The sequence below is a fragment of the Brumimicrobium mesophilum genome (assembly GCF_003025005.1).
Lineage (GTDB): Bacteria > Bacteroidota > Bacteroidia > Flavobacteriales_D > Crocinitomicaceae > Brumimicrobium > Brumimicrobium mesophilum.
In genome coordinates this window covers 83,106-105,697 of sequence record NZ_PVSS01000013.1, presented here as the reverse complement: position 1 = coordinate 105,697, position 22,592 = coordinate 83,106, and the positions used below count along the sequence as shown (strand labels likewise).

17 protein-coding genes are annotated in these 22,592 nt (G+C 33.4%); 8 read left to right on the top strand and 9 right to left on the bottom strand.

Annotated features, from left to right (window positions below; translation table 11 throughout):
• Window positions 1-74: 74 nt before the first annotated feature.
• Window positions 75-2,141: a M48 family metallopeptidase gene (locus tag C6368_RS13655; RefSeq protein WP_107039779.1), complete on the bottom strand. Its 2,067-nt coding sequence runs from the start codon at window positions 2,139-2,141 to the stop codon at window positions 75-77.
• Window positions 2,142-2,419: 278 nt separating this feature from the next.
• Between C6368_RS13655 and C6368_RS17315 the strand changes: the two genes are divergently transcribed.
• Window positions 2,420-2,746 carry a biotin/lipoyl-containing protein gene (locus C6368_RS17315; protein ID WP_107039778.1) on the top strand — a complete coding sequence of 109 codons (327 nt, stop codon included), beginning with the start codon at window positions 2,420-2,422 and terminating at the stop codon, window positions 2,744-2,746.
• Here C6368_RS17315 and C6368_RS13645 read toward each other — a convergent pair.
• The 5 genes from C6368_RS13645 to C6368_RS13625 form a co-directional block, all read right to left on the bottom strand.
• Complete coding sequence (locus tag C6368_RS13645) at window positions 2,738-4,735, bottom strand: carboxypeptidase-like regulatory domain-containing protein (RefSeq protein ID WP_107039777.1); 1,998 nt, start codon at window positions 4,733-4,735, stop codon at window positions 2,738-2,740. The two genes, C6368_RS17315 and C6368_RS13645, sit on opposite strands and share 9 nt — an antisense overlap.
• 184 nt (window positions 4,736-4,919) lie before the next feature.
• Complete coding sequence (locus C6368_RS13640; RefSeq protein ID WP_262494882.1) at window positions 4,920-5,066, bottom strand: rhomboid family intramembrane serine protease; 147 nt, start codon at window positions 5,064-5,066, stop codon at window positions 4,920-4,922.
• Between the two features lie 186 nt (window positions 5,067-5,252).
• Complete coding sequence (locus tag C6368_RS13635; RefSeq protein WP_107039775.1) at window positions 5,253-5,897, bottom strand: hypothetical protein; 645 nt, start codon at window positions 5,895-5,897, stop codon at window positions 5,253-5,255.
• Window positions 5,897-8,797 (bottom strand): hypothetical protein, encoded by a 2,901-nt coding sequence (locus tag C6368_RS13630; protein WP_107039774.1) that lies wholly within the window; start codon window positions 8,795-8,797, stop codon window positions 5,897-5,899. Before C6368_RS13630 ends, C6368_RS13635 begins: the two co-directional genes overlap by 1 nt.
• Window positions 8,798-9,445: 648 nt before the next feature.
• Window positions 9,446-10,042, bottom strand: a complete 597-nt coding sequence (locus C6368_RS13625) for a hypothetical protein (RefSeq protein WP_107039773.1) — start codon at window positions 10,040-10,042, stop codon at window positions 9,446-9,448.
• A 278-nt stretch (window positions 10,043-10,320) separates the two neighbouring features.
• Here C6368_RS13625 and C6368_RS13620 point away from each other — a divergent pair, with 278 nt between their 5' ends.
• The 4 genes from C6368_RS13620 to C6368_RS13605 all read left to right on the top strand — a co-directional run bounded on the left by C6368_RS13620 (window position 10,321) and on the right by C6368_RS13605 (window position 13,734).
• Window positions 10,321-11,322 (top strand): bile acid:sodium symporter, encoded by a 1,002-nt coding sequence (locus C6368_RS13620; RefSeq protein ID WP_107039772.1) that lies wholly within the window; start codon window positions 10,321-10,323, stop codon window positions 11,320-11,322.
• Window positions 11,323-11,593: 271 nt separating this feature from the next.
• Window positions 11,594-12,427, top strand: coding sequence for a hypothetical protein (locus C6368_RS13615; RefSeq protein ID WP_159038600.1), 834 nt, complete (start codon window positions 11,594-11,596; stop codon window positions 12,425-12,427).
• A gap of 102 nt (window positions 12,428-12,529) precedes the next feature.
• Window positions 12,530-13,147 carry a hypothetical protein gene (locus C6368_RS13610; RefSeq protein ID WP_107039770.1) on the top strand — a complete coding sequence of 206 codons (618 nt, stop codon included), beginning with the start codon at window positions 12,530-12,532 and terminating at the stop codon, window positions 13,145-13,147.
• A 65-nt stretch (window positions 13,148-13,212) separates the two neighbouring features.
• Entirely contained in the window at window positions 13,213-13,734 is a 522-nt protein-coding gene (locus C6368_RS13605; protein WP_107039769.1) for a hypothetical protein, read from the top strand.
• A 20-nt stretch (window positions 13,735-13,754) separates the two neighbouring features.
• Here C6368_RS13605 and C6368_RS13600 read toward each other — a convergent pair whose 3' ends face one another.
• The 3 genes from C6368_RS13600 to C6368_RS13590 are packed head-to-tail and all read right to left on the bottom strand — an operon-like array spanning window position 13,755 to window position 19,224.
• On the bottom strand, window positions 13,755-15,149 hold the full coding sequence (locus C6368_RS13600; protein WP_107039768.1) for a hypothetical protein: 1,395 nt from the start codon (window positions 15,147-15,149) through the stop codon (window positions 13,755-13,757).
• 15 nt (window positions 15,150-15,164) lie between these two features.
• Window positions 15,165-16,391 (bottom strand): glycosyltransferase family 9 protein, encoded by a 1,227-nt coding sequence (locus C6368_RS13595; protein WP_107039767.1) that lies wholly within the window; start codon window positions 16,389-16,391, stop codon window positions 15,165-15,167.
• The gene (locus C6368_RS13590; RefSeq protein WP_107039766.1) at window positions 16,381-19,224 is read right to left on the bottom strand and encodes a cupredoxin domain-containing protein; all 2,844 of its coding nucleotides are present in this window, start codon (window positions 19,222-19,224) and stop codon (window positions 16,381-16,383) included. The genes C6368_RS13595 and C6368_RS13590 overlap by 11 nt, the downstream gene beginning before the upstream one ends.
• Window positions 19,225-19,487: 263 nt before the next feature.
• On the opposite strand from C6368_RS13590, the gene rsmI reads away from it, so the two are divergent.
• Genes rsmI through C6368_RS13575 form a run of 3 tightly spaced genes read left to right on the top strand, consistent with a single transcriptional unit; the run spans window position 19,488 to window position 22,278 of the window.
• The gene (rsmI, locus tag C6368_RS13585; RefSeq protein ID WP_107039765.1) at window positions 19,488-20,177 is read left to right on the top strand and encodes a 16S rRNA (cytidine(1402)-2'-O)-methyltransferase; all 690 of its coding nucleotides are present in this window, start codon (window positions 19,488-19,490) and stop codon (window positions 20,175-20,177) included.
• The gene (locus C6368_RS13580; RefSeq protein ID WP_107039764.1) at window positions 20,170-21,195 is read left to right on the top strand and encodes a quinone oxidoreductase family protein; all 1,026 of its coding nucleotides are present in this window, start codon (window positions 20,170-20,172) and stop codon (window positions 21,193-21,195) included. The genes rsmI and C6368_RS13580 overlap by 8 nt, the downstream gene beginning before the upstream one ends.
• Window positions 21,196-21,204: 9 nt before the next feature.
• A complete protein-coding gene (locus tag C6368_RS13575) occupies window positions 21,205-22,278 on the top strand; it encodes a glycosyltransferase family 4 protein (protein ID WP_107039763.1) in 1,074 nt (357 codons plus the stop codon).
• Window positions 22,279-22,592: the final 314 nt, after the last annotated feature.

The window sequence follows — 22,592 nt, the reverse complement described above, 5'->3', positions numbered from 1 at the left end:
TTTTAATCACCTTAACGCGATGTTTTTTTATCAATTTTTCAATATTCACTCACCTATATCAATATCCAGCATTATTAACGTCCGTTAATGTGCACACCCTTTATCGTCTCTAATTGATAGTTCAATAACTTCTGCTTGTTCACAATGTAGCCTCTTGACAATAAAAAGGCATAATTATTAATTGCTGAAAAAAGGATGGCTAAATTCTCGTCAAAATAATTTTCAATTCCAATATAGTACCATTTTTTGGATAGGTATAATTCAAAATTTTCTCTTATCTCTTTAGTTATTTCATTCTGATAATCTTGACTTTCTAGTAATTCAATAATCCCGCTTTTTAAACGGTCTTCTAGGGGTTCAATATTTTTAAAATTGGCATTTATATTTTCAATTGGTATTGTATAATTAACAAACTGCAATTCGTTTGAGAGCTGCTTATATACCTCATATTTAACATCAAATTCTTTGTCATAGTTGAAAAATTGATTGTATAAGTTTTCTAATGAAGGTTGCAAATTAGCTTTTAACTCTTCACGTTGGAAATATTTGAAAATTTCAATATCATTTATTTTAATCTTTTCATTTAAAACTTCAAGCTCCTTTTCTAGTTGAAAAACTAAACTTTTACAGTCTTTTTTGGAATATTTAATTCCATCGTAATCAAAAGTTTTGATGTCAGCAGTTTTTTCAGAAATTTGTTTTACTGTTTCTATATCACTTTGTAATGATAAAGCTGTATAAACTAATTCCACTTTACTGTCTGAAAACAACTCTTCAAGTTTGACTTCCTCTAAGTTATGATCAACACCCTCAAGATCAAAATACAAAGGGTTTTTATTGTCATAGTAACCGTTATATATTTTTGGAAAGGTATTTTTTAAAAACTCTTCCTTAAAATTTGATACGAATAGCTCAAAAGGGATCACAGAACACTGTCCTGGATAAACTACATCCTTAAAAATTTTATGCGTAATTTCTTTTTGGGTTAGTTCATAATCAGAAAATAAAAGGTTGGCAGATTCAATATCTATACTTTTTGCAGATAACCCTGTTTTTTCTAGCATTGCAATTCGGTCTTCAGTACTTGGATGCGACGCCCATTGATCTTGTATAACCAATTTTGACTTATTAAATTTGTTCAATTCGTTCTCTGAAATTTGAGGTAAACCGCTTGTGATTTCAATATTACTTTCTTTGGCAAGAAAATTTGTTACAAATAAGTGATCTCTAAAAATATTTTCAGATTTTTGATTATCGGGAATTTTTCTTTCATAAAAAGCCATTACATTATTAAAAGAATGGTCCGATAAAGAAAGTCTGAGCAGCGAACTTTTTAATGGTTCAAAACCGGTAACATTAGCTGCTATTTCATCCGCGTGAAATTCCATTTCTCTAGACAATGCCATATAATTTTTATTTAAAACACTATAAATTTGTCTGAGAATCCATTTTATTCCTTCAATAATTTTTAATGAAACGATTACAAAAATGTAAAAATATCCACTTGCATTGGCCCAGTTTTTTATCAGGTTATCGTAAGAATCATTATCAAATAAAAGATTATAAATTACTTGATTCACATTGTAAACATAACTTCCAACCTTCATCGTTTTTTGCGAGAAATGTCCGAATTCATGACTTAAAATTGCTTTTAGTTCTGATTTTGAAACAGTATTCACCAAACCTAAACCAATTTGTAGGTTTTTTTTGATAGGAAAAAACATACTCCAAAGACTAGAATCATAAAATACTGATGCATTCACCTCAGGAGAAAGATAGACTTTTTTAGGGAATTTAGTACCAACTTCATTTACTAACTCATCAATAAGTTCAAAAAGTTTTGGTTCATCAACTTTCTTAATTTCAGTTAGATGCGAACGGTCTATTTTGTGAGATTTGAATATAAATTTCAATAAGAAGAACAATACAAGAATACCTAAACTTGCTAAACCTATTCCTAATATTATGGTAATAAAATTCGGTACAAGTACGATCAACATGAACCCTCCATAAACACACAATGTTGTTAATCCAATTGCAAGAATTAACATCAGTAAGTAGGTAAGGATAAAAAGGATTATGGATGAAATCGCTTTAGTGGACTGAGTTTTAAATTCAGGAGATATCTTTATGTCTTTCATTTGGTTCTTTTATAAATCAGATTGGACTTCATGCGATTTTCAAAAGTAGTATTTCGCACTAAATTATAAAACTATGAATTTTTCCTACATCCCACCAAATTATAACCAAAAATCAAATATATCCCTCATAAAATAGGTTTAAGAATTCAAATACACTTCAAATTACATCTGTTCAGTCTCCGCATCATTTTGCTATTCAATTGTTTTATATCGGAGTTGTTTTTGGACCTAGGAGTTGAAGTTGCGACCAAGCTACTTTTAGTTCATCTGTATTCTTCATATTCAATGGACAAACAAGAAGTACTGATACTAAAGATAATGCCATTGCGGTCGAGAAAGTTGTTCATCAAAAAGTAGATAAAAACAATCCAAATGAAGTAGGTGCACCTCTTCACGGTTCATTATCTTCCATTTTGGTAAAAGAAGGAGATAAAGTAAGCAAAAACCAAGGTTTATTCGTGATTGAAGTCATGAAAATGGGAACGACGATTTGTGTAAATGTGGATGGAAAAATCAAGAAAATCTACATCAAAGAAGGAACGGTGGTGTATAATGATGATTTGATTGTGGAAATGCAAACCGTCCCTACTGCTACCCTATTCTGAGCAGAGTTTCTTCTTTATCGAATCATCCAGTATTTCTCCATTTTCTTCGCTTTTGAAAAAATATTTGCATGCCATACCTTGTTGTTCAAGCTCCAAGTAACAAATTCCCATATTATAAAATAGCCATGGATGTTCGTCTCCTTCTTTTTCTACTTCACTTAAAACAATAAGTGCTTTTTGAAATTCACCAATCTTTAATAACGCGCTTCCATAGTTGTATTTTGAAACTAACTCATCTTTTACTTCAACCATATCATAATCAGATAATAATTCTTTATCTTCAATTAAAAGTGAATTGTCTATTGATAATTCATTTTTAATGTATTCAATGTACTTCATTAATTCAGTTTCATTCTGACCTCGGTTAGCATTTCTCACAAATTGATCTAAATCGATTTTTAGCTTGCCCATTGCTTCTTGATATAAAGAATCAACCTGATTATCTCTCCATTTATATTGATTTAGAGTGCCTTCCAACCTTCTCCTATGAACCTCAAAAATATCGAAATATAGATTGATAAAACAAATGGTATTCTTTCCTTTTTTGAGATAATAGAAGCTCTCATCAAGATTAATAATTGTTTTTAAGATGTACTGAGTTGAGGTCCCAAATTTATTCTGGTCTAAGAATATTTTCGCATCTAAATTATACATATCAGATAGTGTTCTAAAATTATGAAAACTTCTTAAACCCTCTTGACTCAAAGCGACATTAAAACCTCCATTTAATTCATCTAAAAACATTCTTTTAGACTCCCAAAATTTGACCTTATTTTGTAACGCATCGTTATTGTTTTTTAAGCTATCGAGATTAATTAACACTCCATTTTTCTGAAAGAAAATTTCATTTTCAATCGCTTTTTTACTCGGACAAATTACTTCGTTATTCTTCCAAAAAAGTTCATTAAAAGGTTGAAAAGTAATTTTTTCATAGTCTGATTTAGCAGTCGCATTATAAGTTCCAAAAGGTAGTTTAAACAAGGAGTGATTGTCGTAAAGAAGGAGTAAACAATGGGAGTTAATCTTTCTACTTTCATATTGATCTTTATAAATGAAATCATAGTTCATCTCGATATTGTCCAGTGCCCCTTTCGAAGATGTATAACTATAATTATAAGTAAGTTCAACATTAATAGAGTCTAGGCTATCTGTCGGATTAATTGGAACAAATGGGATTTTGACAATATTATCTGCGGCATATTCAATGCGATAAATCCGTTCTTCCCCTTTATTTATATAAAGATATGCTTCAAATAATTCTTCTTTTGACTCATGAGGTACTAAATGATATTTATGCAATCCGTTTTCAACTGAAATAAAATGAATACGATATTTTTTCCTCAATTTTCTTTTTGAAACCTGAAGAGGAGTCAGAGGAAGTTTATTCTGTTTTGAACTTAAGAGTTTATTTCGAAGCAAAATATTGGATGTTCCCAAACTCACGAAATATTGATTATTCCTAGCGTTTAATCCTATTCTTCCCGTCTTTAGTTGTAGATCAGATATACCATTTGCATTAACTTCTGCATTATAATATGCTTGAATCATTTCAATAGGCGTTTGATTATCATAACTTTCAATTGAAAGGAAGGCTTTAAATTGATCCTGCTCAATTTGTGACAGATTCTCACGTGCTGCAATCACCAAATCATACATTTCACCTTTCGAACCGATGATAGTTGCTTCGGGAAGATTTTGAATTTTCTGATAAAGGAAAAGTGTGTCGTGCGTTTTGAAATAATTGACACTAATCGTTTGTTTATTGTAAAAAACATGAGAAATGATCAATGAATCATTTTCTGAATGGCTTAACCTAAATGCTCCATCAACATTGGTCATCACGCCTGAATAAGTGTTCTTAATTCTTATTTTAGCGTACTCAACTGGTACTTTTTTTTCTCCATCTAAAATGACTCCTTGAGATGTGTTTTGAGCAAAGACAAGAAGAATATTAAACGAAAGTAATATCAATAATAGTGCTTTGGTCATAATAGAGTGTTTAATTATTCACATAATCAATTTCAATTTAACTCTTTATATGTATCAAAAGTCTAAAATTTAGTAATCTGTGGATTTTATTGAGCATAGTCGAGTTTCATATCTGCCGTTAAAGTGGTTTTTCGGTGAAATGGATTAAGATGCTAAAACAAACTATATCATTATGATCATATGTTTAGTTCTTTTTCGTTTGCTGTTTCAGAATTGGAGATAAAATTAATCCGGCAATAAAGCCACTTATTAATCCACCGATATGAGCTGCATTATCTATTCCTCCGGACAATCCCATGAGTAATTTAAACCCAACAAATATTGCTGTAATGATTAGAAAGGTATTTGTAATGGTAAGCGAATTTCATAAGTCGGCTTTCATTTTATAAATCTATGAATTTTTCCTACATCCAATCAAATTATTACCAAATATATCCCTTAAAATAGGCTTAAGTAAAAATATAATTCAAGTTACACCCGTTCAGTCGTCCCCATTATTTTGTTACATTCAAATGTGTTAAATCTGAGTTGTTTTTGGACCAAGAAGTTGAAGTTGTGACCATGCTTCTTTTAGTTCATCGCTAGTTGATATCGAAACATATTTATCCGTAATAATTAAAAATTCTTCAACTGTCTTCAATAGGCTTCCATTCTCTGCAAATACATTCGCAATAACGGCAACTAATTTCGTTAATCCGGCAACTTTCATTGCTTGATCAGACCCTAAAAATGATTGAGCGTAACCTTTTTCCACTAGTTGATGCCCAAAATCCAGCGATCGGCAAGATAAACTCACTACTAAACCAATAGGTTCAGCAGGTTTTTGCATGTGATGAATTCTTAAACCTCGATAACCCGACCATCCACGCTCATGTCCATGACCTAAATAAAAGGCTAAAGGAATTCGGTGTGTTGCTAAGCGCTGACTCAAATCCTGTCGACCAACAAGGTCTGCTGTCCATCTGGCTACACCATTTTCACCAAAAGCTTTTTCCAAACCTATTTGTAGCGTATTCGACCTGCGTAAATATGTTTCTTTCCACATCGCCAAAATCACTCTTTGAGGTTCTAAAGTAATCAAAGAATTACTTGGGTCGGTTAAGGCCTTTTCCTTAACCGCCGTTACTTGTTCACATTCGTGATATAACTTTATCCAATCCATTAGCTATGTACTAAATTATGAAATGGTCTCCAAGCTTCAACATCTAATGCTGGCGATTCCTCATATAGTCGCACATAGAAATGTTCGAGGATATCCGCCTGTTGTTCTCTGTTAAATTCTTCGAAAGCTTGAGCATTGGTAAATCCAGGATTATCTGTAAATACGGCTAATAAATCATCTTCACCTCCATCACCATTTGCTGAATTGTTATAACCATAATTGTAGCCATCACCCCATTCTTGTGCATGAACTGCTTCAGCCATATAAAATGGTCCCGTTTCTTGAAATTGCCATACATGACACAACTCATGAATCATAGTGGCATTGGTTATTTGTCCATCGTTTATATCGAAATTTACTAAACTATTTGTCACAAATGCTCGACTTGACTCCGATGAAGGGTCCAAATTCCAATCCTGAATTGCAAAAATAATATCATTGCTCAAGCTTTCTTGACTGAAATAAATTCGACTGTAATCAAAGGTATCTCCATATACCAATTGAGCAGTGGCAATTTCTTCATTAGTCATCGGACGGTAGCTTGCAAGTAGGTTGAGTAAAGTTCCAACCACTGTGCCGATAGCTCCAAATCCTACCTCGACTGCTGCGTCTAACATTTGACGAAGAGGACGTCCTAAGTCGCGAAGTGTTTCGGTTACGGCCGCCTCGTATTCACCAGAAGTTTCTACAATTACCGTTTGGTAAATATCCCTCAAACTCATTCCTGTTTCGTCTAAGGCTGTAAGTAAATTATCTAATGCATTTTCTGGATTACGCATCGTTGCTGCAAGTAAATCAGAGAAAGTATGACCAAGATCAATCAATTCTCTGAAACCTCGGATAGCGGCTTGTGCTGTTAGATTGCTTAAATCGATGACTAATTCTGTTAATTCATAACCCGTATCGAGTAAACCTTTCATAAAGTCTGCCATTCCCGGTAAAAAATCTTTTTCAAGGAATTTAAAAGCATACAAAACTGAATTTTCGAGTCGAACTGTTGCGCGACCAATTCTTTCAAACACGTCTTCCACACCAGATTGTGCCAAATCGATGGCTTCATTATAAAAGTCAGACAATCTTTCACCCATAGTTTCCCAACCATTGAGGATGGCTTCAAATGCTTCATCACTTTGTTCAACGGCCCATGCTACTGCTTCATTAATACTTTGTCCAGCGAATCGAGCAGCTTGTAAAGCATCTTCCCATAATTCAGAAAAACGATTTTCGGCTTGCGTCAATACCCAATCTAAGATTTGACCAAAACGTCCGGTACGACGAATAACGGCATTAACAACTCGTCTAAACATCCAATAAGTTCCGGAAACGGTGGTCGCCATAATTTCTGCAACAGCTAACCCAACGTCAATCATTGCCCCAATAAATGCCTCTGCAGCACGATAAGTTAGTCTTGCCACCTCTACAGCAAATCGAACCAAACCATCTGCAATTCTTTTTAATCCGTTTAAAAATCTTCTCAGGGTATCCAAACCAAGTGTAATAACGTCTTTGGTCAAGTTTATTACTGTATGACCGATGTCAATCAATGCTTTGGTTACATCAGCAATGAAAGCAACTGTTCTGCTCGCAATAGCCGTCATGAGGTCGATTACCATTTTTCCTGCGGAGAGAATTCCGCTAACCACATCTTTCACAATTTGTGCTCCACGATCAACCGCCCATGAGGCCAAATCAAGTAAGCTATGCCCTATTCTTGCCAATGACTCAGCAACTTGTTGAATTCCATTGGCCACTGAGTTAACTACTGAGTCGAACAGTTCACCTATATTATTTACAATACTACGACCGGCCCTAACAAGCGCATCGAAAAAGTTCTGAGGTTGAGTAATGGCTGTCACCAATAACTGTCCAATTGTGCGACCAGTGGCAATAATTGCCTCAACGGTTGCACGTAGAATTTCAGCTGTCATATTTACCACAGAGCGAACAATTTGAAGAACTGAACGTCCAACATCAAGCAATGCCTGAATCGTTCGTTGAGCAATATCTCCAACTTGATTCACAGCCCAGACTACTACATTAGCAACTGCCTGACCAGCGACCATAAGTGCATCAACAACCAAACGAAGTCCATCACCAACTAAAGTTGCAGCCTCAACTAAAATCTGTCCAACCGAGTATCCAATATCAATCATTGCACGAACAAATTTTCGCGTCAATTCAATACTGGCTTCTACCGCTGCAGTTATGATTTCCAAAAGTCCTTGACCTGCTTCAACAAGAGCACTGATAAGGTCACCGACTTCCGAAACTGTCCAACTAACAACTCCTTCAATAAACTCTCCGATCGCTCTACCGGCATTTACTACAGCGTCAACAACACTCGAAATTGCTTCACCAATTGAATCTATCGCGTCCCCCACTGTATCTCCTACCCATTCAAACGCATCTTCAGCAGCATTTCCGATAGCATTGATAACAACTCCAGCAGTATTATCATCTTTAACGCGATGTTTTTGCAAGACAGATCCAGCAGCAGATAACCATTTTATAATAGGTTTCATATCTCCGCCTGAGTCGAAATAATCGAGCATGAAAGGTCGAGCTTCGGAACGGGTCATTCCAGAAATTTGATGGATAAGAAAAATCTCTCCTCCTGTTCCTCCATCGTTCCGAATGGCGCGACAAACCATCGTTCGGTCTTCGCTGTTTCCTTGTTTAGCCCAACTGACCATGTCTCCTGCTTCGGAGATATAATTGTCGCGATCACTTACAGTTGCAAGTACTCCTCTGGCCAATCGATATGCCCGAGTTGGTGAAAGATTTTTTGCCAAATTCAACGCCTCACCGATTTGTGGGTTTTCTAAGGTTCTGTAATCAGCTCCTGCCGCCGAAATACTGCCGAAATTTATAGTATTGATATTTTCTTGAGAAATAGACATAATTGTATGTTTAAAAATTAATAAAGGATGTACTTAAAGTTCAAGTCAATTTTTTTGTTCTATTGATAAATTGAAGATTTCCTTTGAACTGAATTTATCGTCTCGAAAGAACCAAAATGTGATAGGACAAGTAATTAACTTTGTTGTAGGTTGAGCATGGTTTAATAAAAACCGGATTGTTTTACACCAATACATGATTATTTTGGGTCGTTTGTAAAACTCCAGAAAAATTAGGTTTACTCTACCTTTAGCATTTAATACATTAAATTGGCCTTCTATTAATGTATGATGGATGGTTCCAGAATATATAGCTCATTTTGGAACAAATTCAACTGAATTATTTTCTATTTCAGTTAACAGTTTAAAATTTTCATTTGATTATCTCTAAAGCTTATTTGACAATCATAATTTACCTGTGTCTGACAACGGATTTGGTTTCATATATAGTGTAAATTTAGGCCCATATAATTATAATTGAACTAGGGTTTTCCCCCATTTTAAATAAATCATTCTATTTTTCAGATTTAAGAAGCTATTCTAAAAAACACAAAAAGCCATCCTACAATTGAAGAATGGCATTTCTATTTTTAAATTTTAAAGGCAATTTTTATGTTTTACCCAGAAGTGATTATATATGGTTCCAATTTATCAAAACGTTGCGAAATAAATCACCATTAATGTACCTGGAAAAATAATAATCATTGATGTTATTCTTGCAAAATTAAACCAAGGTTTTTGTCGTTTATAAATGAAAGTAAATAGTGGAAGCAACATAATGATTTGAACGATAGGAAACCAATTAAAAACAGACCTCCTTCTATACTCTTCATGCCATCTTATCGGGGAATCTTTTTCTTGAATATCGTAACTTAACTTCTTCCCAACTCGAAAAATAGGTGAATAAGTCATTTCAATACTATTTTCAACACGGTCACTCCAGTTTTCATAATGAGGTGTAAACATATAACCTTCTACATCTAAAACTGCGTGCCATCTATACTCCCGGTTTCCATCAATTTTACAAGCTTCTTCTGCTATTTTTTTGTTAGGACCATCAAATAAAAAGTCCACTGTTGTAAACAAAGCCATAAGCGTACAAAAAACTACAACACCTTTGAATATCAGCCATTGTGTTCCTGAGGTAATTCGCTCGTAAAATTCTTTGTCTTCCTTCGCTTCCATTTCTTTTTTCAAAAGCATTTTTTCTTTTGCAATTCGGAAAGCTTCTTGTCTATCGTTATTCATAACAGTAAGTAGTTTTAAGAATTGCAATTATAGTGTTTTTTTGGGCAGAAATGGTTGAAACACATTAAACATACCTTGATTTATAAAAATTCAAACTTGAGTCTAAGAATGCCGGAATAATTAATTACAGTTATATAAACTGTTTTTGAATAAGGGCCAAAGGCGTTCTCTGCATAACCCTCCCAACACCACGGTTGTCCATCTAACTATGGCTTTTTTCTTCCCTCCTATTAAGAAATTCTCTGCAATCACCGCGGTTAATTTTTATCTTTGCAACCATGAAAATAGACAAATTCGTAATTGCCATCATCATAAGTATTGTTGTAGCGTATTTCTTTCCGCAAATGGGTGCTTCTGGAAGTGCTATTCCGTTAGATACCATCGCTAGTATTGGAATATCTCTCATTTTCTTTTTCTATGGATTAAAACTCTCCACAGAAGCTATAAAAAGTGGTTTAAAAAACTGGAAGCTTCATATCGTTGTTCAATCAACTACTTTCATTTTATTTCCATTGATTGTTGTTGTTTTCTATCCATTGGTGAAAGACACAAATCAAGAAATGTTATGGCTTTCCATACTCTTTTTGGCAGCTTTACCTTCTACCGTTTCTTCTTCTGTGGTGATGGTTTCATTGGCCAAAGGAAATATTCCAGCGGCTATTTTTAATGCCAGTATTTCGGGAATTATTGGAATTATTATTACTCCATTGTGGATGACTTCTTTCATTCAACAAACGGAAATCACATACGATTTCTCTGCTATTTATGCGCAATTAGGAATGGAAATTCTATTGCCTCTTATTTTAGGATTGTTACTGAGAAAATACCTTGGTGAATTTGCCCGAAAAAACAGCCGTGGACTAAGTCTATTCGACAAGAGTATAATTCTAATTATCATTTATAAAAGTTTCGTTCACTCGTTTGAAGAAAAGGTTTTTAGTAGCGTAAGTTTCTTCGATTTAATCCTCATGGCCGCACTTGTAATCACACTTTTCTTCTTGGTGTTTTTCATCACTGGATGGATAGGAAAACGATTACATTTCAACCGAGAAGACAGAATTACAGCTCAATTTTGCGGAACGAAAAAGTCACTTGTTCACGGAACAGTCTTTTCTGAAGCTTTGTTTGGTCAATCGAGTATAATGGGATTAATGTTGTTGCCACTGATGTTGTTTCATGCTTTTCAAATTTTGATTATTAGTGTGCTTGCTACTAGAATGGGTGAGAAAGAAACAGCAAGAGAGATTGAAGAGAGTAGATACTCAACACAACACGAATAAACATAAAAAACTGTTTAAGGATAATTACTTTTTCTAACAATAAAGGATAAAATTTATAGTTATAATTATCGCATCAATTTACAATTAAACCAAGTTTACTTTCGTTTTGTATAGACATAACTTTGAATAATTTATAACTACTATGAAAAGCTCCATTTTTAAATCCACTTTACGTTCAAACCTATCAAAAACTGCTCTTTTAGGACTGCTTTTATCCATTGGAACAAACCTAAATTCTCAAGTTGCGCTCTATTTGCGTCCAACCGCGAATATGAAGACAAACAAAAGCACTTTTGGAACAGGACATCAAATGAATTCTCATAATTCAATTACTAACGAACATTTTACGTTTGTAAACCGTTCTATGTTTTTGGATGGACATGTGGATTTAGGAATAAACGCAGGAATTCAAATAAAAGAAAAACATTTCATAGAATTAGGCTTTTCATCAGATCATTCTAGCATTGGTAGAAGCCTGTTAACCAATTCAATTTTCAACGATTATGAAACAGGAGAAAACTACACGAGTAATACTTATTCACACAATACAGTAAGTATTCATTATTGGAGAATATCTGCCGATTATCACAATAACTTCTGGAAAAACCAAAAAGGAACAATAGCTTTTCGAAGCATGTCAGGAATAGGTATTTTACTTAACCCTAGTGGTAATACTAATTATAGTGGAAATGGAAGTGCAAATGGACTGGGACTTTTGGGCAAGGATGACTTCGGATTTGGAATAAATAACGAAAGCTATGGAAACGATGAAATGCATCAAATAAAACCTGACGTTTTCTTGACGGATTATGTAAGTAAAATTGAAATTCATCGCGGTATTTCACCCTACGTTAAGTTTGGATTAGGAATTGATTTCAGCACAAAAGATGATTTCCATTTATTCTCATTTGATGTTTCTTATCTTCTAAGTGGCAGAATTGTTCAACAACAAGAAAGTCGAATTACTGTGATGGACAATGGTGTTGAAACAAATTACAGATACAGTCAATCCAGCATAGGTTCAGGATTGTACTTTACTTTGTCGCGCAAATTCCAAGTTTATCCTTGGCTTCCTTTGAAGAAAAATAAAAGAGAAAAAATTTAAAGGTTTAATAACTATTGATCCAACAGCAACTTTAGAAATAATGTTGCTGTTTTTGGTTACACCATTTTAATCAATACCTTTAGAATTATCAAAATTAATGCTATGAAACTGCAAAATATCATCTTGATTTTAATTCTAGCTTACAGTTTAACAGGCTGTTCTCCTATCATCTTGAAAATGTATGGTATGAACAATATAGCAGCTATTTCAAACGATGAGATTGCTGAAGTTGCAGAAAAATACAATGTTCCATTAGCTGATAATTACAAATTAGATACAGCTTATGTTTCCTATTTGTACACCTTCGACACATTGAAGTATAGTTTGCAGATTAAAAACCATTTGCAGCCTTCACAAGCTTTGTATTATGATAAAAATGGACATTTATCCTCTTTCCAAATCAATTGTTATTCTGGTGGTTTTCCGAATTTAAACTGGGATAGAAATGAAATAATGACCACTTTTCCACCTAAAGAACAAGCTCCTATTGACAGTATTTTGCCACTTGATAAACATTTAGAATTCGTTCAAAATCTTCCGCAATCAGAAAAAATCTCACTTGATGGATATGATTACATTGTATTGGTACACTGGAATAGATTTATGGGAAGACAAAGTAAAAACTTAATCAAAACTGTTCAAGAAAATGCAGAGCTGACAGAAAACCATAAGGTGAAAATTATTTATGTGAATACTGATGAAGTTTTTGCACTTTATTAGTAGAAAAATCTCTTTTATTCACTTTAATCTGTTACTTTTAAGAATTACAATTCAAACTCATTTAAATGAAAAATCTACGCTTATCTCTAACATTTATCTTAATTTCAATATTTTCTAATTCAATCTATTCTCAAGAATGGAAAACTCTAGATAAAGAGGGTTTTTCAATTGATTATCCTGAAAGTTGGGTGTTAAATGAAGCTGGAACGATGGGAACAATTTTCATTTTATTCAGTCCTTTAAGCGATGAAAAAGATGAATTTAGAGAGAATATAAATCTCGTTACTGAAGATATTTCAGCCTATGACATTGACATGGATCAATACATTGAAATTTCTACATCTCAATTAAAAAAGTATATCAATAACGGAAAAGTCATTGAAAGTGAAAGAATAGATAATGGTGATTTGACTTTTCACAAATTGATTTTTTCTGGAGAACAGGGCCAATTTGATTTAATCTTTGAGGTTTATACTTTCTTATTGGATGGGACTGCCTACGTTTTAACTTTCACTACAGAAAAAGATCAGTTCAAAGAATTTAAAGAAGTTGGTGAGCAAATTTTAGATAGTTTTTTATTGAACTAGGAATATTTCGAATAAAAAACCTACTCTTCCCCTATCACAATTCGTGTATATTCTGAATTATCCAATTTGAAAAACTTCGAATTTAAACGCGATAAATCATAAATTTCCCATCTTCTGAACATGTATTCTGATGGCTTCAATTTCTCATTGTTCTGCTCGAAATAATAATCATCATCAATGGCTATTGTCACACACTTATCAAAGTAAATTGAGCTATAAATGAGTGTTTCCAACGGATAAGACCAATTTGCATCATACATTAAATCATCTTGATTGATCACAAATTTAGTCCCCTCCTTTTCTTGTGTAAGCTCAATTATGCTTTTCAATTCATCCAATCGGTTTCTGAAATACTTACCGTCATCCCAAATATTTTGAAGCCTAAAAATGAATATCACCGAAATTAAAGCAAGCAAAACATATTTCGTCGTATTTCCACAAAGCAGTTTAAACGAATACACAAAAGTGAATCCGGCCAAGTACATGAGTGAGAAATTTACTTGTTCTTTGTAGCGTGATAAATCAAATCCATAAGACGAAACATTGACCATCATGATCAAAACGACGAGGAAAAATGTATAACTAAAAAAAAGTAAATATTTCTTTTTAAATAGCATCAGTCCACCGGTTAATAAAACCAATAATGCCCAATCCCAATAGTTGGTAAAAATATAGGACAACCATGCTTTTAAGTATTCAAAATTGTAAACGTTATGCTCTAAATTGATGAGAAAATCTGCAGATTTCCCTTTTTCATAATCACTAATTACAAATGGTTTTAACACAATAAACAGCAAGACCAAAAGAGCATAAGGTAAATATTTCTTTACCCTAAAATCTTTGTTTTCTAAGGCGTAAATCCAAAAAACATAAACCATTAAAATGATCGCATAAAAGTGTGCTGTGATAATGAAAAAAGCCAAAATCATTAAGACAATGTGTCTGTATTTATGTTGAGAATTTTTGAAAATTATATAGAACAAAACCAAAAGTCCCATCGCATAATAGAATTCAAACATGGGCACAAAAAAGCCTGAAGTAATCCCTAAAAGTTGAATTGAAAGAAGGAAAAGTCCGGAGTAAAGTTCTTTGTATACATATCTCGTAATGAGGTAAATTCCGTAATAAAATAAGATGTGTCCAAGGGAGGAAATCAGCACTATCGCGCCCAATTCTAAGCCAATGTTACTGCCCAACCAAGGCGAAATCTGAGAAAGAATGAGAATATAGCGATCGTGTTCAACCCAAAATGATTCATTGTTTACCACCCTGAAAAAGTAGTAACCTGCATCAGAAATCAATCGTTCCTCTCGGTAAAAAATAGCTAAAGCAGCCAATAGAAAAAAGAACAAATGTGAAACAAGATCTACAATCTTAATTTCTGTTTTTGTGTGTAATTTTAATAGTTTCAGCATGATTTATTTGGGCTATTACAAGGTTCTTCTTACTAACCCCAAAGTTTTCTGACCTTGATCACTGTAATAAATCGTCTTGTTTTTATTTTCTAAATCTGGAATAAATTTCTCATCCAAATGAATTTTCGCCTTTGAAAATACTTCGTCCACTGTAATTAATTTCATGCAAACATTGTCTCCATTGCAAGGCGAAATATTAAAATCATGCACACAAGGACTACAGAAAACTTTCTTGTAAATCACAGTTGTGTATTCGTTTCCTCCGTATTGATCTGGAGAACAAGGCCCGAACAAACAAACTGTTGGAGTCTTGCACGCAAACGCAATATGCATTGGTCCGGTGTCATTCGTAATGACTAAAGTTGCATTGTGAATCAAGGCAATTAATTCATCAATTGATGTTTTTCCAGCCACATTTTTCACCCTCGGATGATTGATTCCCTCAAGTGTTTTTTCACTGTAAGGACGTTCTCCTTTACTTCCAACAATTAAAATTTCCATGTCAGGATAATGTTCAACCAATTTCAAAACAAGTTGATTAAACTTATCTGCTCCCCATCTTCGTTCCAATCTTAAATCTGAGGCATTTGGATTGATGATAATGTATTTGCTTTTTGGAATTCGGTCATAAATTGGCGTATTCTTGTTTAAAGGATATAATTCGTTTTTTGTGTGATTTACTCCAAAAAGACGTGAAATCTGCAAATAAACCTCTGAAATCGGCACATTATTATTGAAAAACATCATGTGTGTGTAAATTCCCATATTGAAAGAACTCGATCTTAAATAAAAACCAATTCTGTTTTTCGAGAAAGTAAACAAGGTAAATAATGTACTGAAGTTCGAGTAAATTTCTAAATCAATATAAACATCCGGACGTTTTCTCATCAACTTAAACAGCGATGAAAAAGTAGTTGAAATCAGTTTAAATGCATTTTTATCATCCAAACAAACAACAGAATCGATGTGTTTAATTTTCTCTAAAACCGTTTTGTTGGCTTTCGTAGAAACAAAGGTAATTTCAGCATCTGGAAATTGTTTTCGCAAAGCTTCTAGCATTGGAGTGGCTTGAATAATACTTCCCATTCCTTTGAATTTACACACCACAATGTGCTTGAAATCTCTGTCAAGATTATGATCAATACTTAGAATTTTCCCGACAATTCGCACCAAAAAATTCATCAAAAACGCAATAGGTTTGATGAGATAATTGTCTAATGCCAATTGATGTTTAGTCTTCAAATCGTGTATCTTTATAAAGTGAAATGCTTCTTAGTCCTGACATTTGTTCATTCGCAAACTTGAATGAATCCACATTTCCATTGTGCCAATGTACGCTATTTGAAACACGAATCATATATTTATTTCCAAGTTTATTATTGATTTCAAACTTAAACAAGTCGAGCTTATTTCCCAAGGAATCTTCTAAGACAAACTCATTCACTGCCGTCTCAAATCCTTCTTCAAAATCAAATAGAATGTATGCATGAGGAGCTAAATTAGCTAAGTTTTTAATTGAAATTGAACCTTCATTTTCTAATTTAAATTCCTTTACTTTCTCTAAATCTTCGAAATTACTTCTTTCATAAAAGTCATGAATAAAGTGCGCCGTTTTTTTGTAATTGTATTCAACAGGGATATTTGAAACTGTATCCTTTACCTTAGCATCATCCTTTTTAATTTCAAAATCCTTCGCAATCCAAATCCGTTTATCGCTGAGAATAGCATACGGTTCATAGTTTTGATAAATGTATTCTGCCACCAAATAATAGCGCATACTGTTCGGGATTCCGTCTGTTATATCAAACCAACTCGCCGGATAAGACGAGAATATTACGACCGGAACATCCTTCGGATTCAAGGTATTCAACAAATGAATTTGAGAATAATCATCAATACTATTTTGAAGATTCTGACAGAAATATCCTGGGACTTTCTTTCCAGCATAATAGTACATCATCGGAGTATTTGAAAAGTCTAAGAAAGTTTCATCTTTCGTTAAATTATCATCTACAAAGTTTTTAAATTCCTTGAGTTTACTTTCATAAAAACCATGGTCCGGAATTGTACGACGTAAATCTGTTTTCGCTGCGATATCAACATTCAAAGAAATAAAAGCATTTTGCTTTATCGCTCGATCAAAAGTTCCATATTCCGGTTGATAAGGGAAAAACCTGAAAATGATAAATAGAGAAAAACAAGCCACATAAAAGAATGTCAATTTGTTTTTCGAAACATAATTTCTGGTTAAAAACACCAATAAAAGGGCTAAAGCGAGATAAAATGTAGTGATAATTGCTCCGTCATTGGTTTCTACATAACCGTGTCTCACAATTCCACGCTGTGCATTCGCTAAAGAAATTAAGAAGAAAAATAAGGAAGAATGTAAAATTAATTTATCTCCTTTTGTTGTAGAAAGAAGCATTTCTTTTTTCCAAAAAAGGTAAACAATATACAAAACTGAAAGCACAGAAATAAGTGGTAAAAAGAAATATGAAATGTAAAATTGATGCGGATAACTGTGTGCTATTTCTGAGTATCCGTGCGCTTGATTTCCGCTTACGTAGTGCAATGCATTTCTGAAATTATCCAAAATGTATTCTCCTCCTCGCAATAGAATCGCCAGTAAAAGTAAAGCGAAAACAAAAGAGAATGTAAGTGCAATTCCTTTCAATAAATGCTTCCAATTGATGGTAATTGATTGCGTAATTCCTAAGAATAAAAGATAGAAGAAAGTAGAAACCAAAGCCGCATAACCTGTATCAATTTTCCAAACGATGAGTAAGATAATTGAAGCAAATAAATAGAAATAAAGTTTCGTTTTGGATTCTTTTACAATGTACTGGATTATGAAAAACGGCAATAAACAAAAGACTAAATCATTTGAAAAAACTTCAGTTAAGAATGGGAAAACGAGTACAAATAAAAGAGAAAAAGCAGGCTTTTTAAACAGTTTATTCATTACGAAATAAGCCACTAAAAGAAAGAGTAATCGATTGAAAAAGAAGTAAATCTGAAAATCTAAATTATTGCTATATCCAAAAATAAGTGAATAAATTATGCCATAACATTGCTCCGAAAACATGTGTGAACTCATGAAATCCACAAAAGGTATTTCATTGAATTTAAAGATATTCATTATCGCATTTGCAGGATTTCCAAGTTCGAAAACTTCCGTATTTAATTGAACAATTGGGAAATAATAAACCAACAAACAAAAAGCAATGATTACGGAAGGAGCTAAATACTTTTTGAAAATAAGAGAAGCACTTTTAAGTTGTTTCTTTCTTAAGAAAGTCAAACTGTAAAACACAATTGAAACAACCACAAAAAGCAACAAAAACATCTTTCTGTAGCCTAAAAAATCATGTCCTTTTTGATATTGAAGAATCGTTAATTCAACAGATAAAAATGAAAGAATGGAAACAAAAACTATAGGAAAAATGAAGCTATTTATTTTACGTAATGAAATTTTAGAATAGCTTTTTAGCAAGAGAAAAACAGTTGATGAAACAACAACAGACAAAGTATAAATCAATAAGAATTGCTGAGTTCCTGTCAAATATAAAACCGCGAAATAAGTTAAGAATCCATACGCCAAAATTGAATTACTGAGCACTTCTGCTTTGAATATTTTAGTCAATTTAAAATCACTATTGGCTAAACCATAAATGACGATTTTATAAATCAACAAAAAGAAAACAAAGTGAATCAGCGCTTCCGTTTGAATTCCGATCACTTGAAGCATAAGAATTGATATTCCTGTGGCACTCAATAAAAGTAAAACGCTTTCTTGGTGTTTTTTGATTTTAATGCGCTGAAAAATAAATTGAAATAAGGTCAGGTTAACCAACAATAAAATCACCAGTCGAAAAATCAATCCATAGAATAAATCAATTCTACTTTGAATAGAAATTCCATCTGCCGTTGCTTGACTAATGATGAGTTTATTCATTTCTACCAACTCAAAATTGCTGTCGGCATAACCCCAATACAACAACAAAACGCTCACAAAAAGAGCACTTAAAACCGTATAGCTTTTTAGTTGTAATAAATATGAAAACGGGTTTTTCATCAAATCAATTTGTTATACATAATAATGTGTTACTGCTCAAAATTAAGCTTTCAAGTGAAAAGGAGCTTGATTCTTTGAAAAAATGACATGATATTCTAAAAATGAAAACTGATTCCCTTTAAATTCCTAATTAAAATCAGTCGCTAAAGTCCGTGCTCCATCATCACAAAAAACACGTTCACTTTTCTACATTTATTGTTTACCTTTATGCTTTTAAATTTCACACCTGCATATACGATTTGATCGTTTTAACAAGATAAATTATGAGTACATTATACGTTGTTCCCACTCCAATAGGAAATCTAGAAGACATCACTATACGCGCTATTCGTGTGTTAAAAGAAGCTGATTTTATTTTGGCTGAAGACACAAGAACAACAGGACAATTGTTAAAGCATTACGAAATTTCAAATCAATTAATTTCGCATCACATTCACAACGAACACAAAACGGTTGAGCGAATGATTGATCAAATTAAATCTGCAAAATCAGCGGCCATCGTTTCTGATGCTGGAACTCCTTCAATTTCTGATCCAGGTTTTTTATTGGTGCGAGCCTGTATCGAAAACGACATAAATGTAGTGTGTTTACCAGGTGCTTCTGCAATTATTCCTGCAATTGTAGGTTGCGGATTTCCGTGTGATAGTTTCATTTTTGAAGGTTTTCTTCCACATAAGAAAGGACGTCAAACAAAATGGAAAGCAATCGCTGAAGAACCAAGATCGGTTGTGTTATATGAATCACCTCATCGTTTGAAAAAGGCGTTGAAGGAAATGGTCGAATTCCTAGCACCAGACAGACAAATTTGTGTAGCGCGAGAAATTTCAAAAATGTTTGAGACTTTTCACCGAGGAACAGCACAAGAATTACTCGCTTACTTTGAAGAAACTCCTCCAAAAGGAGAAATCGTAATCGTAATCAGTGCAAAAGGAAAAGAGAATAAAAATGACTAAATTATCTATCCAACTCACCAAGTTTGGCGAACCAAAAGAGGCGTTTAATTTCACTGAATTGATTATTCCTGAACCTCAAAAGGACGAAGTTCAAATTTCCGTTGAGCGTTTCGGAATTAATTATGCCGATGTCATGGCGAGAGAAGGAAATTATAAAGAAGCTCCTCCTCTGCCGTGTGTTTTAGGTTATGAAGTTGTCGGTGAAGTCACGAAAGTTGGAAAAGATGCTCCACAAGATTTAATGGGAAAACGTGTTGTTGCTTTCACCCGATTTGGCGGATATAGTCAGTGCGTAAACACGAAACATTTTGCGGTTACTGAAATCGGTGATTATGATGGAAATAAAGCTTTATGTATCGCAACGCAATATGTTACGGCGTATTACATGAGCAATATAGCAACCAACGTACAAAAAGGAGATTGTGTACTTATTCACTCTGCCGCAGGTGGTGTTGGAACGGCTTTAATTCAAATTCTAAAGAAGAAAGGAGTTGAGATTATAGCTAAGACAGGAAGCGATTCGAAAATTCCATATTTAAAAAGCTTAGGTGCCGATCATATTGTAAACTACAATAAAAGTGATTACGCTGAGCAAGTGAAAACCATATTAAAAGATAAAATATTACACGTTTCTTTTAACCCGATTGGAGGTTCTACTTTCAAAAAAGATTGGAAATTATTAGGGTTAACCGGAACACTCATTCTATTTGGCGGTAGTGAAATGTCAGGTAAAAAATGGGGAATCTTTTCAAAATTAAACTTCATTCGAAAAATGGGATTTGTTATTCCTATTGGGTTAATGATGCAAGCCAAAAGTATTATTGGAATAAATATGTTGAAAGTTGGAGATTTTAAACCTTTAACTTTACAATACTGTTTAGAAGAAGTGATGTGCATGGCCATTGAAGGCGAATTGGAGCCACAAGTGGGTGCTGTTTATCCAGCGAAAAAAATTTGTGAGGCTCATGAGTTTTTAGCTTCCGGAAAATCAACAGGAAAGGTTGTCCTTGAATGGTAAATTAAACTTATGAAACCAAGAATCGTCATATTTGCTCCTTACCCAAAAGGAACTGCTCCTTCTCAACGTTTTCGTTTTGAACAGTATTTGCCTTTACTCGAAAAAGAAGGATACGAAATTGTTTATGAAAGCTTTTTAGACGCAAAGACATGGAAATTGCTTTACCTCGAAGGAAATTTCGTAAAAAAAGGATTGGGAATGTTGGGAAGTTTTTTCAAACGTGCAATTTCTATTCTTAAGTTAAAGAAAGCAGACATTCTATTTGTTCACCGAGAAATGTCGCATGTTGGTCCGCCAATTTTTGAGTGGTTTGTATCGAAAGTGCTTCGCAAGAAATATATTTACGATTTCGATGATGCCATTTGGTTACCCAATTACAGTGAAGTCAATGCAAAAGTACATTGGTTAAAAGGATATTGGAAAGTTAATTATTGCATGAAATGGGCAGATCAATTAACAGTTGGAAACGATTATTTAGCCCAATATGCCAGTTCATTTAATTCAAATATTACGGTAATTCCTACAACGATAGATTTAGAAAATCATCACAATTTAATTACAGATTACAATCATTCGCCCATTGTAATTGGCTGGACAGGAACACAAACCACCTTGCGTTATTTAGAAGATTTGGTTCCTATTTTAGCAGAATTAGAAAAAGAACATGACTTCATTTTTCGTGTAATTTCAAATGAAAAACCTCAGTTTAATCTCAAGTCTTTGGATTTCATTCCATGGAATAAAGCAACCGAAATTAAAGACCTTGCAACATTCCAAATTGGAGTTATGCCACTTGTAGAAGACCAATGGTCAAATGGTAAATGTGGTTTCAAAGCATTGCAATATATGGCGCTCGGAATTCCAACCATTTTATCTCCCGTGGGTGTCAATACCAAAATCGTAAAAGATGGCAAAAACGGCTATTTATGTAGTTCTCCTGAGGAATGGAAAACACGTTTAGTAGAGTTGTTGACCGATGTTGAAAAACGAAAATTAATTGGTCAGCAAGGACGAAAAACGATTGTTGAAGAATATTCTGTAAAAGCGAATTTCGGGAAGTATTTGGAGGTTTTGGGTGGGTGAAAGATAATTCAACCAAGATTAACATTCGTTACTTTTCATTTAATAATTGTCCTACAATATAAGTCAACAAGCCCAATTACTAACAATATTACCTTGTTTATGATACTTTATTTATAAGGTTTGAGCCAAATATAAACTTTACGATTAGAATTAGAAACCTAAGCTTTGCTGGTTTTCTCCTTATCCAACCAATAGATTTTTATCACGTAGTAAAATGGTAAGACAATAGCACTAACAATTAAAATTAGTTTTTGCTCTTGAAATTGACCGAAATATGCTGAAATCAAACCGATTGCGAGACAAACAATCCAAAT